Genomic DNA, 16,658 nt, shown 5'->3' with positions numbered 1-16,658 from the left:
GCGTTGCCGTAAGCAGGTTCACAAGCAACACCCAGTGCCCCTGCTTAGCCTGGGTCCTCGGCCAGATGCTCGCGCATCAGCCCCGGACCTCCGGTTCGATCAGGCACCAGGCGCAACGAGGAGGGTCCCGTGGTTCTAGTCCGTCAGGAGATCGGCGACGTCCTTCGTGACTTCCGCCTGCAGAAGGGGCGCACGCTCCGACAGGTCGCCAGCAAGGCCAGCGTCGCGCTCGGCTACCTCAGCGAGGTCGAGCGGGGCCAGAAGGAGGCGTCGAGCGAGATCCTCGCCTCCGTCGCCGACGCGCTCGACACGCCCATCTCGGTCATCATGCGCGAGGTCGGCGACCGGCTCGCCGTCATCGAGGGGCTCAACCCCATCCCCGACACGATCCCGGACGACCTCGTCGCCGGCTTCGACAGCGACCTCGTCGCGCGCTGAGCCCGACCGCTCCCACGACCTCCCGCCCCGCCCGTCCTCGCGACGGGCGGGGCGTCGTCGTCCGGGGCCGCCTCGGCGCCCACGTCGGGTGGACGGTCGGAGAGCAGCGGGTAGCGTGAGGGCATGCGACTGAGCGAGTTCCAGCGGGCCGTGTCCGACGAGTTCGGCGCCGGCTACGGGCCGGTGCTCGTCGCCGACCTCGTGCTCGGCGAGCTGGGCGGACGCACGTGCGCGCAGGCGCTGAAGGACGGCGTCCCCGCCCGCGAGGCGTGGCTCGCCCTCTGCCGCGCGCAGGACGTCCCGCGGTCGCGGTGGAACGGCGCCGGCGTGCCCGAGCCGCGCGCCTGAACCGCCCTCCGGGCGCTGCTCCCCGGACGACGCCCGCGACACGCGGCGCGTCGTTCGAATATCCCTTCGAACGCGCGTAGTCTCCCCACAGGAGCGATTCGAAGCGAGGACTGCACAGGTCAGGCGCCTCCGGCAGCGATGTCGGCGGGGCCGCATAACGTGCACCTCGCGGAGATCACCCGTCGCCTTGTCGGCACCGGATCCCGCAGCCCGCGGCATCGGAGCGACAGCCTGCAGGCAACCCACCTTCGACACGAGGAGCACCCCATGGCATCATCCGCAGACCGCGAGAAGTCTCTCGAGACCGCGCTCGCCCAGATCGACCGTCAGTTCGGCAAGGGCTCGGTCATGCGCCTGGGCAGCGACGAGCGCGCGCCCGTCGCCGTCATCCCCACCGGCTCCGTCGCGCTGGACGTGGCGCTCGGCATCGGCGGGCTCCCGCGCGGCCGCATCGTCGAGATCTACGGTCCGGAGTCGTCGGGAAAGACCACGCTCACGCTGCATGCCATCGCCAACGCGCAGCGCGCCGGCGGCATCGCGGCGTTCATCGACGCGGAGCACGCGCTCGACCCCGAGTACGCGAAGAAGCTCGGCGTCGACATCGACGCGCTCCTCGTCTCCCAGCCCGACACGGGCGAGCAGGCCCTCGAGATCGCCGACATGCTCGTGCGCTCGGGCTCCATCGACCTCGTCGTCATCGACTCCGTCGCGGCGCTCGTGCCGCGCGCCGAGATCGAGGGCGAGATGGGCGACTCTCACGTAGGCCTGCAGGCGCGCCTCATGTCGCAGGCGCTCCGCAAGCTCACCGGCGGGCTCAACCAGACGCAGACCACCATGATCTTCATCAACCAGCTCCGCGAGAAGATCGGTGTCTTCTTCGGCAGCCCCGAGACCACCGCGGGCGGCAAGGCGCTCAAGTTCTACGCCTCGGTGCGCCTCGACATCCGCCGCATCGAGACGCTGAAGGACGGCACCGACGCGGTCGGCAACCGCACCCGCGTCAAGGTCGTGAAGAACAAGATGGCGCCGCCCTTCAAGCAGGCGGAGTTCGACATCCTCTACGGCACGGGCATCTCCCGCGAGGGCAGCCTCATCGACTTCGGCGTCGAGCACGAGATCGTCCGCAAGTCGGGCGCCTGGTACACCTACGACGGCGACCAGCTCGGCCAGGGCAAGGAGAACTCGCGCAAGCACCTCCTCAACAACCCGGACATCGCCGCCGAGATCGAGCAGAAGATCAAGGTGAAGCTCGGCCTCGTGAAGGACCCGAACGCCGTCGCCGAGGCCCCCGCGGATGCCGCTCCGGCGCCGGTCGCGGCCGTGGCGCCCAAGGCGTCGGCACGCAAGAGCGCCTGACCCGGCGCACCCCGGCGGGGCGCATCGCACCGATGCGCCCCGCCCCCTGCACGACATCGGTCCGCCGCCCTCCGCGCCTGCGCGAGGCGGGGACGCACCACCCGAGGACGGATGCACCATGGTCAGATTCCCCTCCGAGAACGAGCAGGGCACCGGTCCCGGTCCCGACGAGGTGGCGCCCGTCGCGTCCCTCGCCGACCGACGGTCCCGTCGCGCCGCGGCCCGGCCCGCGGCCGAGTCCGCGCCGGATGCTGTCGAGACGCCTGGGCCTCGTGTGGAGCCCACCCATCCCGCCCGCGGTCGGACCGTGACCGAGGTCGACGGCATCGTCACGATCGGCGCGGCCGTGGACGCGTCCGAGGCCGGGCGCGCGCTGGCGGCGCAGGAGCGCATCGCGGAGGCGCGACGCGTGCTGGCGGAGGCCGAGGCGCAGGCGGCGCGCGGATCGCTGGGCGCACCGGAGACCGCGCCGGTCGCGCAGCCCGAGCCCGTTCCGACGCAGGAGGAGACCCCCGCGGTCTGGCGTGCGGAGGAGGAACGGGCGACCCGCGCGCGGGAGAAGGCCGAGCAGGACGAGGCCTACCGGCGCGACATGCTCCAGCTGGAGGAGGATCGCGTCGAGGACGAGCGACGCGAAGCCGAGGCGGAGGAAGAGCGGGCCGCCGAGCGCACGCCCGAGCGCCAGCGTCGGCGGGCGGACAACGTGCTCGCCAACCGCCTCCGCGGCCGCGGGCTGTCGCTCGCGGAGGCCCGCGAGGTGCTGGACGGGGCGGAGATCGATCCCGACATCGCCGAGGAGACCCTCGCCCGGTACGTCTCCCTGCAGTACATCGACGAGGCCGCGCTGGCCGAGCAGATCCTGCACACGCACCTCGACCGCAAGGGCCTCGGCCGCAGGTCCGTCGAGATGGAGATGCGCCGCCGCAAGCTCGACCCCCTCGTCATCGAGGAGGCGATGGCCGAGCAGCCGGACGACGAGCTGTCCCGCGCCACCGAGGTCGCCCTGAAGCGCGTCGGCCAGCTGTCGTCCTACGACGACGAGACGGCGGAGCGGCGCCTCACGTCGTTCCTCATGCGCCGCGGCTACGGCGGCGCCGTCGTGCGCGACGCGGCCAAGGCGGCGCTCGCCACGCGTCGGGGATCCTCGCGCGTGCGGTTCCGCTGATCCGACGACAGCGGGACGGGCGCATGCCCGGTCGTAGGATTGGACGATCATGAGCACCATCGCCGAGCACGTCCGCGCGTCCCGTCCCACCGACGTCCGGCCCCGCACCTACGAGGTCCGCACCTACGGCTGCCAGATGAACGTGCACGACTCCGAGCGCCTCACCGGATCGCTCGAGGCGGCCGGCTACGTCTCGGCCGAGGGCGCCGAGCCGGACATCGTCGTCATCAACACGTGCGCGGTCCGCGAGAACGCGGACAACAAGCTCTACGGCAACCTCGGACACCTCGCCAGCGTGAAGCGACGGCACGAGGGCATGCAGATCGCCGTGGGCGGCTGCCTCGCCCAGAAGGACCGGGCCACTGTCCTCGAGAAGGCGCCCTGGGTCGACGTCGTCTTCGGCACGCACAACATGGGGGCCCTTCCCACGCTGCTCGAGCGGGCGCGCCACAACGGCGAGGCGCAGCTGGAGATCCTCGAGAGCCTCGAGACGTTCCCTTCGACGCTCCCCACCAAGCGCGACGAGATCGCGAGCGGCTGGGTCTCGATCTCCGTCGGCTGCAACAACACCTGCACGTTCTGCATCGTGCCCGCGCTCCGCGGTAAGGAGAAGGACCGGCGCCCGGGCGACATCCTCGCGGAGATCCAGGCGCTCGTCGACGACGGGGCCGTCGAGGTCACGCTGCTCGGCCAGAACGTCAACTCCTACGGCGTCGAGTTCGGCGACCGGCAGGCGTTCGGCAAGCTGCTCCGCGCGGCCGGCGCCATCGACGGGCTCGAGCGCATCCGCTTCACCAGCCCGCATCCGGCGGCCTTCACCGACGACGTGATCGACGCGATGGCCGAGACGCCCGCCGTCATGCCGCAGCTGCACATGCCGCTGCAGTCCGGCTCCGACCGCATCCTCAAGGCCATGCGCCGCTCGTACCGCTCGGAGCGCTTCCTCGGGATCCTCGACCGGGTGCGCACGCGCATCCCGGACGCGGCGATCACGACCGACATCATCGTCGGCTTCCCCGGCGAGACCGAGGAGGACTTCCAGGAGACCCTGCGGGTCGTCGAGGCGTCGCGCTTCTCCTCTGCCTTCACGTTCCAGTACTCCATCCGCCCGGGCACGCCCGCCGCGACCATGGAGGAGCAGGTGCCGGCGGACGTCGTGAAGGAGCGCTACGCGCGGCTCACCACGCTGCAGGAGCGCATCAGCCACGAGGAGAACCAGCGCATGGTCGGCCGCACGGTCGAGGTGCTCGTCAGCGCCCACGAGGGCCGGAAGGACGGTGACACGCGTCGCGTCACCGGCCGTGCCCAGGACGGTCGCCTCGTCCACCTCGACGTGCCCGAGGGCAGCGCGGATCCGCGGCCCGGCGACGCGGTCACGGTCGAGATCACCCGGGCAGCCCCGTTCCACCTCATCGCCGACTCCGTCGACCGGGCCCCGCTACGCATCCGCCGCACGCGTGCGGGGGACGCGTACGAGCGCGCGCAGGCCGACTCGTGCGGCGTGCCGGCCGCGCCCGCGGCCGGCCCCGGCGCAGGAGGGGCGCCGCGCGTCTCGCTCGGGCTGCCCACGCTCCGCGTGGCGGCGCTGGGGGAGGGCGGCTCCGCCCACCCCCGCCACCGCGCGTGACCCCGATCGTCGCGGTCGTCGGGGCCACGGGCACCGGCAAGTCCGCGCTGTCCCTCGACATCGCCGAGCGGATCCGCTCCGACGGGCGTGCGGCCGAGATCGTCAACGCGGACGCCATGCAGCTGTACCGGGGCATGGACATCGGCACCGCCAAGCTCCCGGAGGGGGAGCGCCGCGGGATACCGCACCACCTCCTCGACGTCCTCGACATCACGGCCGAGGCCACGGTCGCGGCGTACCAGGAGGACGCGCGCGCCGCGGTGAGCGCGATCCTCGAGCGCGGCGCCGTCCCGATCCTCGTCGGCGGCTCGGGCCTCTACGTCTCCTCCGTGCTGTTCGACTACGAGTTCCCGGGCACCGACCCCGAGGTCCGGCAGCGCCTCGAACGCGAGCTCGTCGAGACCGGGCCGGGGATGCTGCACCGTCGGCTGCGCGAGGTCGACCCCGCCGCGGCCCAGCGCATCGGCGCCCACAACGGTCGGCGCCTGGTGCGGGCGCTCGAGGTCGTGGAGATCTCGGGTGCCCAGCCGGCGCGCGAGACGGCCGAGCCGAGGGCGTGGCATCCCGCGCGCATCCTGGCCCTCACTCTCCCGCGCGAGGAGCTCGTCCCGCGGCTCGACGCCCGCGTCGGGGGCATGTGGGCGGCCGGCCTCGTCGACGAGGTGGCCGGGCTCCTGCCCGCGGGCCTGGCGGAGGGCGTCACCGCATCCCGCGCCATCGGCTACGCGCAGGCGGCGCGGCAGCTCGCGGGCGAGGTCACGGAGGCGGAGGCCGTCGAGGAGACGCGAGCCCTCACCCGCCGGTACGCCCGTCGGCAGGTGTCCTGGTTCGGCCGCTACTCGGACGCCGTGCGGCTCGACGCGCGCGACGACGAGCTCCTGGCGCACGCCCTCGACGCCCTCCCGGTGATGCGCCCCTAGGCTGGCGGAATGGCAGACCTGCAGTTCACCAAGGGCCAGGGCACGGGCAACGACTTCGTGCTGTTCGCGGATCCCGCGGGCGAGATCCAGCTGACCGACACGCAGGTGCAGGCCCTCTGCGACCGCCACTTCGGCATCGGCGCCGACGGCACGATCCGCGCGGTCCTCTCGAGCCGGATCCCCGAGGGCCAGGCGGCCCTGGCCGAGGACCCCGACGCCGAGTGGTTCATGGACTACCGCAACGCGGACGGGAGCCCCGCCGAGATGTGCGGCAACGGCATCCGCGTCTTCACGCTCTTCCTCATCGAGAACGGGCTCATCGAGCTGCCGCCGGGACGGACCGTGCCGATCGGCACCCGCGCCGGCGTCCGCGAGGTGCAGCGCAGCGGATCGGGCTTCCAGGTCGACCTCGGCCGCTGGGCCCTCGCGGGCGGCGAGCCCCTCGTCCGCGCCAAGGACCTCCAGGTCGCGAGGCCCGGCCTCGGCATCGACGTCGGCAACCCGCACGTCGTGGTCGCGCTCTCCAGCGAGGACGAGCTCGCGCAGGCCGACCTGGGCTTCGTCCCCCAGCTGGATCCGGAGCCCGCGGACGGCGTCAACGTCGAGCTCGTCGTCCCCGCCGACCCGCTCGTGGTCGACGGCGTCGGCCACATCACGATGCGCGTGCACGAGCGCGGCAGCGGCGAGACCCTCAGCTGCGGCACCGGCGCGGTCGCCGCGGCCCTCGCGACCCGGCACTGGGCGGGCGCGGCGGCACCGCACCAGTGGCGCGTGCAGGTGCCCGGCGGCGTCCTCGGCGTGCGCATGTTCCCGGCGGAGGACGGCGAGCACGTCGGCCTCTCGGGTCCGGCCGAGCTCGTCTTCGACGGGGTCGTCGCGCTGGCCTGACCGGCGCGAACGCGTCCGGGCGCCGGGCGCCGGGCGCCGCGCGACGGGCGCTCGCCCCTAGGCGCCCTCGCCCCGGTGCACGCGCAGCACGCGGAAGCCCTTGTCGGACGCGGCGCGGGTCGTCTCCAGCTCGGGGGGCATGGTCTCGACGAGCCAGCGCTGCAGGGAGTCGGACCCGAGGTTCCGCTGCACCACGAGCCACGCGTCGGCCCCGGACGCGAGCCGCGGGAGCCAGTGCGCGAGGATGCCGTGCAGCGCCTCCTTGCCGACCCGGATGGGCGGGTTCGACCACACGGTGGCGAAGGCGAGGTCGGCGGGAACATCCTCGGGCAGCACGGCGTTGACGTTCTCGAGACCGAGGGACCGGGCGTTCGCCCGCGTCAGCTCGAGCGCCCGCTCGTTCACGTCGACCGCCCATACGGTGGCCGACGGCGATCGCATCGCCAGGTCGAGCGCCACCGGACCCCAGCCGCAACCGACGTCCAGCAGGTGCCCCTCCAGGGGAGGTGCGGGGACGTTCCGCAGCAGGACCAGGGTCCCCTGGTCGACGTGCTCGGGGCTGAAGACGCCGCCCGCGGTCTCGACGTCGACCGTCCGTCCGCCCAGCTCGACCGTGATCGCGCGGGTGCGCAGGGGACCGGCCGGCGACGAGGAGAAGTAATGCGCGTCGGCCATGCACGGGACGATACCGGACGCCGACGCTACGATGGGAGCACATGATCACGCACGACGAGCACGACCAGCCCGCGGACACGACGACGACGTCCACCGAGAGCACCGCCGGGGACGACGTCGTCGCGCGCGTCCTCGCACGGGCGGAGGACCGATCCGCCGGCTACGCCCTCTTCCGCGGATCCGGCGCGCAGGCGCTGTCCGCGGCCCCCGACACCGAGCAGGGCTTCGACGGCGACCAGACCGAGCGCGCGGACCGCCAGGCGCTCCGCCGCGTGGCGGGCCTGTCGACCGAGCTCGAGGACGTCACCGAGGTCGAGTACCGGCAGCTGCGCCTCGAGAACGTCGTCCTCATCGGCGTGTACTCGCAGGGCTCCGTCGACGACGCCGAGAACAGCATGCGCGAGCTCGCGGCCCTCGCGGAGACCGCGGGTGCCGTGGTGCTCGACGGCCTGCTGCAGCGCCGACCCACGCCGGATCCCAGCACCTACTTCGGCAGCGGCAAGGCCGAGGAGCTGCGTGCGCTCGTGGCCGCGGTGGGCGCCGACACGGTCATCGCCGACACCGAGCTCGCCCCGAGCCAGCGGCGCGCGCTCGAGGACGTGGTGAAGGTCAAGGTCATCGACCGCACCGCCGTGATCCTCGACATCTTCAGCCAGCACGCCAAGAGCCGGGAGGGCAAGGCCCAGGTCGAGCTCGCGCAGCTCCAGTACCTGCTCCCTCGCCTCCGCGGCTGGGGCGACTCGATGTCGCGCCAGGCCGGTGGCCAGGTCGGCGGCGCGGGCGCCGGCATGGGATCCCGCGGACCGGGTGAGACGAAGATCGAGCTCGACCGTCGCCGCATCAACACCCGCATGGCGAAGCTGCGCAAGCAGATCGCCGGCATGAAGCCCGCGCGCGACACCAAGCGCGCCAACCGCGACCGCAACGCCGTCCCGTCGGTGGCGATCGTCGGCTACACGAACGCCGGCAAGTCGTCGCTGCTGAACCGCGTGACCAAGGCGGGCGTGCTCGTGGAGAACGCCCTGTTCGCCACGCTCGACGCGACCGTCCGCAAGACGGAGACCGACCAGGGGCAGCTGTACACGCTGGCCGACACCGTGGGCTTCGTCCGCAACCTTCCGCACCAGCTCGTCGAGGCGTTCCGCTCGACGCTGGAGGAGCTCGCGGACTCGGACGTGCTCGTGCACGTCGTGGACGCGTCGCACCCGGATCCGGCGGCGCAGCTCGCCACCGTGCACGAGGTGATCGCGGAGGTCGACGCCTCGGGCATCCCCGAGATCGTGGTGTTCAACAAGAGCGACCTCGCGTCGGACGGGGACCGCGTCGTCCTCCGCGGGCTCGCGCCGCAGGGCGTGTTCGTGTCGGCCCGCACGGGCGAGGGCGTCGCGGAGCTGCGTCGTCGCATCGCCGAGCTGCTCCCGCAGCCGACCATCGAGGTCGACCTGCTGGTGCCGTTCGAGCACGGCGAGGTCGTCGCGATGCTGCACGACGGCGCGAAGGTGCTCGAGACGTCCTACGTCGAGGAGGGCACGCGCATGCGGGCGCTCGTGACGGCCGAGCAGCAGGCCCAGGTGGCCCGGTACGCCGTCGTCCCCACCGCCTGATCCGCGCCGGACGCACCACCCGCACGCACGAGAGCGGCCGATCCCCTCGGGGACCGGCCGCTCTCGTGCGTCGTGCGGGCGTCAGACGGAGCGCATGACCGCGACGACCTTGCCGACGACCTCGGCGAAGTCGCCGAGGATCGGCTCGAACGCGCTGTTGCGGGGCAGGAGCCACGTGTGGCCGTCGCGCTGGCGGAACACCTTGACGGTGGCCTCGTCGTCGAGCATGGCCGCGACGATGTCGCCGTTCTCCGCCGTCTTCTGCTGGCGCACCACGACCCAGTCGCCGTCGCAGATGGCCGCGTCGATCATGGAGTCGCCGACGACGCGCAGCATGAAGAGGTCGCCCTTGCCCACGAGCTGGCGGGGGAGGGGGAAGACCTCCTCGACCATCTGCTCGGCGGTGATGGGGATGCCGGCCGCGATGCGCCCGACCATGGGCACCATGGCCGCGTCGCCCACCGGGGTCGACGGCTCGCCGCTCTCGGCGGCGCCGCTGCCGGGCAGGTCGATGAGCACCTCGAGGGCGCGGGGACGGTTCGGGTCGCGGCGGAGGTAGCCGGACAGCTCGAGCTGGTTGAGCTGGTGGGTGACGCTCGAGAGCGAGGCGAGGCCGACGGCGTCGCCGATCTCGCGCATGCTCGGCGGGTAGCCCTGCCCGGCGATGGTGCGCTGGATGAACTCCAGGATCGAGATCTGCTTCTCGCTGAGGCTCTTGCGGCGCCTCGTCGCGCCGCCGCCCGCTGCTCGCTCGTCCGTCATGCCACGGCCCGCCTCTCGTCGCCGACGCCCTCCGTGATGCGGCGACCCGGCGGGGCGACGCGCTCGCGAGGGCGATGTCGGTGGTGCCCGGTGGAATGGACACCAGGCACTCGAAACTGTATCCAGCCGAGGCGCCCCGGGCAAACACCTGTTCGAGCGTGTCGCGTCCCTGGCGACGGGATCGGGGCGGTGGGGGCTTGCGAAGCCCCGGGTTCGAATGTATGTTCGGAACACAGCTTCGCACCCGGCTCTCCCGGCCGAGAGCCGGGTGCGAGCTGCCGGACCCGCATCGCATGCCGCACCGCACTGCACCGCCGGGTGCGTCGCATCGACGCCCCACCGTCTCGCACGAGAGGTCACCATGAACACCGCAGCCCCCGCCGCCACCGCTCCCTCCATCACGCCCGCCGTCGCGGAGGTCGCCGTCGCGCCCCGCACGCGCCTGCGCATCACCCGTCGGGGACGCGTCGTCCTCACGGCCCTCGTCGCCGCGCCGCTCGCGCTCGGCGTCGGGCTCGTCGCCCTCAACGGCGGCGCCGCCGTCGCGTCGAAGGACGCCTCGGGCACCGCCCTCGAGTACGTCACCGTCTCGAGCGGCCAGTCCCTATGGGACCTCGCCGAGGAGATCGCGCCGTCCTCCGACCCCCGCGACGTCATCGCGTCGCTGGTCGACCTGAACCGGCTGCCCACGTCGGACGTCGCGGCCGGCCAGCAGCTCGCCGTGCCGGCGCAGTACGCCCACTGATCCCGGTCCGTCGTCCCGCCCAGGCGGGCGACGTGTCCACGGGCCCGCTCGTCTCCCGGTGGCGGCCGGGAGCGAGCGGGGGAACCGGAGCCGCTCGGTAGCATGGAGGGCATGAGCACCCTCGCGCGCACCGCGCACGTCACGCGGCAGACCAGCGAGTCCAGCATCGAGCTCCAGCTCGACCTCGACGGCACCGGCGCCTCCGAGATCAGCACGTCGGTCCCGTTCTACGACCACATGCTCACCGCCTTCGCGAAGCACTCGCTCACCGACCTGAAGGTCACGGCCACCGGCGACACCCACATCGACGTGCACCACACGGTGGAGGACGTGGGCATCGTCCTCGGCCAGGCCATCCGCCAGGCGCTCGGCGACAAGTCCGGCATCGCCCGCTTCGGCGACGCGCTCGTCCCGCTCGACGAGGCGCTCGTGCAGTCCGTCGTGGACATCTCCGGGCGCCCGTTCCTGGTCCACTCCGGCGAGCCCGCGGGCTTCGAGATGCACCTCATCGGCGGCCACTTCACCGGATCCATGGTCCGCCACGTCTTCGAGGCCATCACCTTCCACGCGGGGCTGACCGTCCACGTCACGGTCCTCGGCGGACGTGACCCGCACCACATCGCGGAGGCCGAGTTCAAGTCGTTCGCCCGCGCGTTCCGCCAGGCGAAGGAGCTCGACCCGCGCGTGTCCGGCATCCCCTCCACCAAGGGCGCGCTGTGACGCGGCCCTCCGTCGTCGTCCTCGACTACGGGAGCGGCAACGTCCACTCCGCCGTCAAGGCGCTCGAGCTGGCGGGAGCCGACGTGGAGCTCACCGGCGACCCGAAGCGGGCGTACGAGGCCGACGGGCTCCTGGTCCCCGGCGTCGGCGCGTTCTCCGCGGTCATGACCTCCCTCCGCGCGGCCGGCGGCGACCGCGTCGTGGACCGCCGCCTCGCCGGCGGGCGCCCGGTGCTCGGCATCTGCGTCGGGATGCAGGTCATGTTCGACCGCGGCGTCGAGCGCGACGTCGACGTGGCCGGCCTGGGGGAGTGGCCGGGCACGGTCGGCCGGCTGGAGTCGGACGTCCTCCCGCACATGGGCTGGAACACCGTCGACGCCCCGGCCGGATCGGCGCTGTTCGCCGGACTCGAGGACGAGCGCTTCTACTTCGTGCACTCCTACGCGGCGCGCACCTGGGGCATCGACCCGCTCCCGCCGCTGCCGGCGCCGCACGTCACCTGGGCCACGCACGGCGAGCGGTTCGTCGCCGCCGTGGAGAACGGCCCGCTGTCCGCGACGCAGTTCCACCCCGAGAAGTCGGGCGCGGCCGGGATCCGGCTGCTCGCCAACTGGCTCGGCACCCTCCGTGCCGCCTGACGCCGGCTCGACCGCCGACCTCCCCGCCGTCGACGACGGCATCCGACCGCCCGCACGACCGAACGAGAGCGACCATGAGCGAGTTCACCAGCACGCCCCGCCTGACCCTCCTGCCCGCCGTCGACGTGGCCGGCGGCCAGGCCGTCCGCCTCACGCAGGGCGCGGCCGGAACCGAGACCGGCTACGGCGACCCCGTCGACGCGGCCCGCGACTGGGCCGAGCAGGGCGCCGAGTGGCTGCACCTCGTCGACCTCGACGCCGCGTTCGGCCGGGGCGACAACCTCTCCGTCATCTCCCGGGTGATCCGGGCCATCGACGGCGTGCAGATCGAGCTGTCGGGCGGCATCCGCGACGACCGCTCGCTCGACGTGGCGCTCGAGAGCGGCGCGACGCGCATCAACCTCGGCACCGCCGCGCTCGAGAACCCCGAGTGGGCCGCGAGCGTCATCGCGCAGCACGGTGAGGCCGTCGCGGTCGGGCTCGACGTCCGCGGCCGCACCCTCTCCGCGCGGGGCTGGACGCAGGACGGCGGCGACATCTGGGAGGTCCTCGAGCGCCTCGAGGAGGCCGGCTGCGCGCGCTACGTGGTCACCGACGTGACCAAGGACGGCACGCTCCAGGGTCCGAACCTGCAGCTGCTCCGCGACGTGCTCGAACGCACGGAGCGCCCGGTCGTCGCCTCCGGCGGGGTCTCGAGCCTCGACGACATCGCGGCGCTCCGCGAGCTGGTGCCGCTCGGCCTCGAGGGCGCCATCGTCGGCAAGGCGCTGTACGCGGGCGCGTTCACGCTCGGCCAGGCGCTCGACGTCGCCGGGGAGTGATGACGGGCTCCACGCCGCACGCCGACTCCGCCGGGACCCCCTGGGCCGGCCGCTCCTTCGAGCCGACCGCGTTCCCGGGCGACGACGGATCCGCGCCTCCCGCCCTGGCCGAGGCGCTCGCCCGGCACGGACGCGGCGAGGCGGGGCCGTCCGCCGTCGTGGACGCGCTCCGCGACGCCCGCCTGCTCATCCCGCTGGTGGCGCGCCTCGGCGAGGAGGGCGTCGGCGACACCGGGCTGAAGGTGGACAAGAGCGCCGAGCTGTCGATCATCACGGTCGCCGGTCCCGACGGGCGCACGGTCATGCCGGTCTTCACGTCCGTCGCCGCGATGGGCCGCTGGAACCCGGCCGCGCGCCCGGTGCCGGCGGACGCCGTGCGCGTCGCGCTGGCCGCCGCGAGCGAGGAGACGGACCTCGTCGTGCTCGACCCGATGTCCGAGACCGAGTTCGTGCTGCGCCGGCCGGCCGTGTGGGCCGTCGCCCGCTCGCTGCCGTGGATCCCGAGCCCGGAGGACCCGGAGGTGGTCGCGGAGCTCGAGGCGAGCGTCCGGGAGGAGCCCGCGGTCGTGGCGCTCGGCGCGGCGTCAGGGGATCCGCGGGCCCGGCTCGAGGGGCCGGAGCTCCTCATCACGCTCGCGCTCGTCGACGGCCTCGACCGGGCCGCGCTCGACGGGCTCCTCGCGCGGGTGCAGGACCGGTGGTCGCGGAGCGCCGTGCTCGCCGACCGCGTCGACAGCATGGGGCTCCGCGTCACCTCCGCCGGCTGATCGGGCGCCTGGGTCCGCCGGCAGCGGTCGCGGTCCGTGGTCCGCGCGGCTGCCCGTCCGGCCGGACGTCGCACGTGCTGCCTCGCGGATCCGCCGGCCGCCGATCCGCGCCCGGCGTCAGGAGACCGGGCCGGTGTACTTCTCGCCGGGACCCTGGCCGATGGCGTCGGGGTAGGGCGATGCCTCGCGGAAGGCGAGCTGGAGCGAGCGCAGGCCGTCGCGGAGGCTCCGCGCGTGCTGGTCGCCGAGCTCGGGGGACGCGGCGGTGACCAGGCCCGCCAGCGAGATGATCAGCTTCCGCGCCTCGGCGAGGTCGGTCTGCGTGGCGGGGTCGTCGGCGAGGCCGCACTTGACGGCGGCGGCGCTCATCAGGTGGACGGCGGTGGTGGTGATGACCTCGACCGCGGAGACCTCCGCGATGTCCCGCGCGTACTGGTCGGCGACGAAGTCGGCCGTGCCGTCGTCGGCGACGCCCGCGGCCCCCTCGACGGTGCCGGCGGTGCTGCCTGCGGCATCCGGCTCCTCGAAGCGGTGCACGTGCGCGTCCGGCGCGGAGTCGGGACGGGGGGTGTCGGTCATGTCTGTCCTTCGCTGGTGGTGCGGGCGGTGCGGCGGGGGAGCGGATGCGGCCGTGCGGGTGACCCGCCGCGGCGTCGATCCCCGCCCTTCCGGGACGGACCCGGCGTCTGCTATGCTGATCGACGGCTCCGGGGCTGTCACAGTCCCGGTTCGAAAGAGGATTGATCTCCCACCCGCGCTTGACCGCCTCCATAGGTTACCGGGTCGATTTCGCTCCCCCGTCCGAACGGATCCCGCAGGGGAACCCGCGGACGGGAGCCCCGCCTCGGCGGGGAACGGGCGTGTTGCCGAGTACGACGGATCCGTCGCACCCTGGTGAAGAACTCTCCTCGTCTCGAATCCGAGCGGCTCACGCGCCGCCGGGCCACCCGAAGACACGAATAGGAGCAGTCCATCAGCGATCCCCGTACCAACGATCGAATCCGAGTTCCTGAGGTTCGCCTCGTTGGCCCAGCAGGCGAGCAGGTCGGCGTCGTATCCATCGACGTCGCGCTGCGTCTCGCGCAGGAAGCCGACCTCGACCTCGTCGAGGTCGCGCCCAACTCCAAGCCCCCCGTGGCGAAGATCATGGACTACGGCAAGTTCAAGTACGAGGCCGCGCAGAAGGCCAAGGAAGCGCGTCGCAACCAGGCGAACACCATCCTCAAGGAGGTGCGCTTCCGCCTGAAGATCGACAAGCACGACTACGAGACCAAGCGCAAGCGCGCCGAGGGCTTCCTCCAGGACGGCGACAAGGTCAAGGCCATGATCCTGTTCCGCGGCCGCGAGCAGTCGCGTCCCGACCAGGGCGTGCGCCTGCTCAAGATGTTCGCGGAGGACGTCGCCGAGTTCGGCAGCGTCGAGTCCACCCCCACGATCGACGGCCGGAACATGGTCATGGTCATCGGACCGCACAAGAACAAGTCCGAGGCCAAGGCCGAGGCCAACGCGAAGCGCGACGCCAACAAGGCGAGCGCACGAGAAGCGAGAGAAGAGAACAATGCCTAAGCAGAAGACCCACTCGGGTGCCAAGAAGCGTTTCAAGGTCACCGGCAGCGGCAAGATCATGAAGCAGCAGGCCGGCATGCGCCACAACCTCGAGGTCAAGTCCTCCAAGCGCAAGGCGCGACTCAACCAGGACCAGCCCCTGGCCAAGGCCGACATGAAGGTCGCCAAGAAGCTCCTCGGTCGCTAGACCCCCTCGTCGCCCGCGACACCTGAACTCGAATAGGAACAACTGAAATGGCAAGAGTCAAGAGGGCCGTCAACGCCCACAAGAAGCGTCGGGTCATCCTCGAGCGCGCCGCCGGATACCGCGGCCAGCGCTCGCGCCTGTACCGCAAGGCCAAGGAGCAGGTCACCCACTCCCTCGTCTACGCGTACCGCGACCGCCGCGCCAAGAAGGGCGAGTTCCGTCGCCTCTGGATCCAGCGCATCAACGCCGCCGCCCGTGCGAACGGCCTCACGTACAACCGCCTCATCCAGGGCCTCTCGCTCGCCGGCGTCCAGGTCGACCGTCGCATCCTCGCGGACCTCGCGGTCCACGAGCCCGCGACCTTCGCCTCGCTCGTCCAGACGGCCAAGGCCGCGCTGCCCGCGAACACCTCGGCCCCCAAGGTCGCGGCGAACGCCTAGCACCTCCCGCTCCACCGCTGATGGCGCGTCCCCGCTCGGGGGCGCGCCATTAGTCTTGGGCCATGCTCGACAACCCCCGCTCCCCCCGCGTCCGTGGCGTCGCCAAGCTCGCGAAGCGGGACGCCCGTGCCGACACCGGGCTCTTCCTGCTCGAGGGGCCGCAGGCCGTCTCGGAGGCGCTCGCCTTCCGTCCCGACCTCGTGCAGGAGCTCTTCGCGACGCCCACGGCGCTCGACCGCTACCCGGACCTCGCCCGCGCCGTCCGCGAGTCGGACGTCGAGCTCGAGTTCGTCACGGAGGACGTCATCGCGGCGATGGCCGACACCGTCACGCCGCAGGGCGTCGTGGGCGTGTGCCGGCAGTTCCCCACCTCGCTCAAGCAGATCCTCGGCGACGGGCCGCGCCTCATCGCGATCCTCGAGGAGGTGCGCGATCCCGGCAACGCGGGCACCATCATCCGCGCGGCCGACGCCGCGGGAGCCGATGCGGTCGTGCTCACCGGGAGGTCCGTCGACCTCTACAACCCGAAGGTCGTGCGCGCCACGACCGGATCGCTCTTCCACCTGCCGGTCGCGATCATGCCCGAGCTCGACGCCGTGCTCGAGCGGGTGAAGGCGGAGGGCCTGCAGGTCCTCGCCGCCGACGTGAAGGGCGACGACCTCCTCGCCGAGCGCACGTCGGGCGGCCTCGACGGCCCCACCGCGTGGCTGTTCGGCAACGAGGCCAGGGGCCTCCAGGACGAGCACCTCGCGCTGGCGGACCGCGCCGTCGTCGTCCCGATCTACGGCCAGGCGGAGTCGATGAACCTCGCGACCGCCGCGTCCGTCTGCCTCTACGAGTCGGCGTTCGCGCAGCGCTCCTGAGCGGGAGCGTCCGGTCCGCCATCCGGACGCCTGACGTCCGATCGGTTCCCCGCGGAGCGCGCCGACCCCGCCTGATCGGCGGAAACGCCGCAGGCGCGTCACGATGGGGTGACGATGCCCTGCGGAAA

General features: G+C 72.8%; 20 protein-coding genes. 17 read left to right on the top strand and 3 right to left on the bottom strand.

All coding sequences use genetic code 11. The features are described 5' to 3' along the window. Positions 1 to 129: 129 nt before the first annotated feature. From FGG90_RS06350 to dapF, 7 genes are all read left to right on the top strand, one after another. The gene (locus tag FGG90_RS06350; RefSeq protein WP_012298599.1) at positions 130 to 438 is read left to right on the top strand and encodes a helix-turn-helix domain-containing protein; all 309 of its coding nucleotides are present in this window, start codon (positions 130 to 132) and stop codon (positions 436 to 438) included. Between the two features lie 123 nt (positions 439 to 561). Continuing rightward, positions 562 to 786, top strand: a complete 225-nt coding sequence (locus FGG90_RS06345; RefSeq protein WP_094129104.1) for a DUF3046 domain-containing protein — start codon at positions 562 to 564, stop codon at positions 784 to 786. Positions 787 to 1,053: 267 nt separating this feature from the next. Further along, positions 1,054 to 2,142, top strand: a complete 1,089-nt coding sequence (gene recA / locus FGG90_RS06340) for a recombinase RecA (RefSeq protein WP_094129107.1) — start codon at positions 1,054 to 1,056, stop codon at positions 2,140 to 2,142. Between the two features lie 307 nt (positions 2,143 to 2,449). Further along, positions 2,450 to 3,307 (top strand): regulatory protein RecX, encoded by an 858-nt coding sequence (locus FGG90_RS06335; RefSeq protein ID WP_237583535.1) that lies wholly within the window; start codon positions 2,450 to 2,452, stop codon positions 3,305 to 3,307. A 49-nt stretch (positions 3,308 to 3,356) separates the two neighbouring features. Then, entirely contained in the window at positions 3,357 to 4,934 is a 1,578-nt protein-coding gene (miaB, locus tag FGG90_RS06330; RefSeq protein ID WP_094129110.1) for a tRNA (N6-isopentenyl adenosine(37)-C2)-methylthiotransferase MiaB, read from the top strand. Beyond that, positions 4,931 to 5,854, top strand: coding sequence for a tRNA (adenosine(37)-N6)-dimethylallyltransferase MiaA (gene miaA, locus FGG90_RS06325; RefSeq protein WP_094129112.1), 924 nt, complete (start codon positions 4,931 to 4,933; stop codon positions 5,852 to 5,854). Before miaB ends, miaA begins: the two co-directional genes overlap by 4 nt. A gap of 9 nt (positions 5,855 to 5,863) precedes the next feature. Beyond that, positions 5,864 to 6,742: a diaminopimelate epimerase gene (gene dapF / locus FGG90_RS06320; RefSeq protein ID WP_094129116.1), complete on the top strand. Its 879-nt coding sequence runs from the start codon at positions 5,864 to 5,866 to the stop codon at positions 6,740 to 6,742. Between the two features lie 57 nt (positions 6,743 to 6,799). Here dapF and FGG90_RS06315 read toward each other — a convergent pair whose 3' ends face one another. Continuing rightward, positions 6,800 to 7,417: a class I SAM-dependent methyltransferase gene (locus tag FGG90_RS06315; protein ID WP_094129119.1), complete on the bottom strand. Its 618-nt coding sequence runs from the start codon at positions 7,415 to 7,417 to the stop codon at positions 6,800 to 6,802. Positions 7,418 to 7,458: 41 nt separating this feature from the next. Here FGG90_RS06315 and hflX point away from each other — a divergent pair, with 41 nt between their 5' ends. Further along, positions 7,459 to 9,021, top strand: coding sequence for a GTPase HflX (hflX, locus tag FGG90_RS06310; protein WP_094129122.1), 1,563 nt, complete (start codon positions 7,459 to 7,461; stop codon positions 9,019 to 9,021). A gap of 81 nt (positions 9,022 to 9,102) precedes the next feature. Here hflX and lexA read toward each other — a convergent pair whose 3' ends face one another. After that, positions 9,103 to 9,783: a transcriptional repressor LexA gene (gene lexA / locus FGG90_RS06305; protein WP_086516356.1), complete on the bottom strand. Its 681-nt coding sequence runs from the start codon at positions 9,781 to 9,783 to the stop codon at positions 9,103 to 9,105. 361 nt (positions 9,784 to 10,144) lie between these two features. Here lexA and FGG90_RS06300 point away from each other — a divergent pair, with 361 nt between their 5' ends. The 5 genes from FGG90_RS06300 to FGG90_RS06280 all read left to right on the top strand — a co-directional run bounded on the left by FGG90_RS06300 (position 10,145) and on the right by FGG90_RS06280 (position 13,474). Continuing rightward, positions 10,145 to 10,528 (top strand): LysM peptidoglycan-binding domain-containing protein, encoded by a 384-nt coding sequence (locus FGG90_RS06300; protein ID WP_210433056.1) that lies wholly within the window; start codon positions 10,145 to 10,147, stop codon positions 10,526 to 10,528. 111 nt (positions 10,529 to 10,639) lie between these two features. Then, positions 10,640 to 11,248: an imidazoleglycerol-phosphate dehydratase HisB gene (hisB, locus tag FGG90_RS06295; protein WP_094131473.1), complete on the top strand. Its 609-nt coding sequence runs from the start codon at positions 10,640 to 10,642 to the stop codon at positions 11,246 to 11,248. After that, the gene (gene hisH / locus FGG90_RS06290) at positions 11,245 to 11,886 is read left to right on the top strand and encodes an imidazole glycerol phosphate synthase subunit HisH (RefSeq protein ID WP_094129125.1); all 642 of its coding nucleotides are present in this window, start codon (positions 11,245 to 11,247) and stop codon (positions 11,884 to 11,886) included. Before hisB ends, hisH begins: the two co-directional genes overlap by 4 nt. A gap of 74 nt (positions 11,887 to 11,960) precedes the next feature. Further along, positions 11,961 to 12,707, top strand: coding sequence for a bifunctional 1-(5-phosphoribosyl)-5-((5-phosphoribosylamino)methylideneamino)imidazole-4-carboxamide isomerase/phosphoribosylanthranilate isomerase PriA (gene priA, locus FGG90_RS06285; protein ID WP_086516353.1), 747 nt, complete (start codon positions 11,961 to 11,963; stop codon positions 12,705 to 12,707). Then, positions 12,707 to 13,474 (top strand): SseB family protein, encoded by a 768-nt coding sequence (locus FGG90_RS06280; protein ID WP_094129128.1) that lies wholly within the window; start codon positions 12,707 to 12,709, stop codon positions 13,472 to 13,474. The genes priA and FGG90_RS06280 overlap by 1 nt, the downstream gene beginning before the upstream one ends. Before the next feature lie 117 nt (positions 13,475 to 13,591). Here the strand turns inward: FGG90_RS06280 and FGG90_RS06275 are convergent, their stop codons facing one another. Next, positions 13,592 to 14,053 (bottom strand): DUF1844 domain-containing protein, encoded by a 462-nt coding sequence (locus tag FGG90_RS06275; RefSeq protein ID WP_210433057.1) that lies wholly within the window; start codon positions 14,051 to 14,053, stop codon positions 13,592 to 13,594. Between the two features lie 393 nt (positions 14,054 to 14,446). Here FGG90_RS06275 and infC point away from each other — a divergent pair, with 393 nt between their 5' ends. The 4 genes from infC (at position 14,447) to FGG90_RS06255 (ending at position 16,530) form a co-directional block, all read left to right on the top strand. Further along, positions 14,447 to 15,040: a translation initiation factor IF-3 gene (gene infC, locus FGG90_RS06270; RefSeq protein WP_081234801.1), complete on the top strand. Its 594-nt coding sequence runs from the start codon at positions 14,447 to 14,449 to the stop codon at positions 15,038 to 15,040. Then, positions 15,033 to 15,227, top strand: a complete 195-nt coding sequence (gene rpmI / locus FGG90_RS06265) for a 50S ribosomal protein L35 (RefSeq protein ID WP_012298616.1) — start codon at positions 15,033 to 15,035, stop codon at positions 15,225 to 15,227. The genes infC and rpmI overlap by 8 nt, the downstream gene beginning before the upstream one ends. Positions 15,228 to 15,274: 47 nt before the next feature. Next, complete coding sequence (gene rplT, locus FGG90_RS06260; protein ID WP_063070530.1) at positions 15,275 to 15,667, top strand: 50S ribosomal protein L20; 393 nt, start codon at positions 15,275 to 15,277, stop codon at positions 15,665 to 15,667. 62 nt (positions 15,668 to 15,729) lie between these two features. Further along, complete coding sequence (locus tag FGG90_RS06255; RefSeq protein WP_094129132.1) at positions 15,730 to 16,530, top strand: TrmH family RNA methyltransferase; 801 nt, start codon at positions 15,730 to 15,732, stop codon at positions 16,528 to 16,530. Positions 16,531 to 16,658 lie beyond the last annotated feature (128 nt).

The organism is Clavibacter michiganensis subsp. tessellarius, assembly GCF_021922985.1.
GTDB lineage: Bacteria > Actinomycetota > Actinomycetes > Actinomycetales > Microbacteriaceae > Clavibacter > Clavibacter tessellarius.
This window is presented reverse-complemented; position numbering and strand designations above follow the sequence as displayed.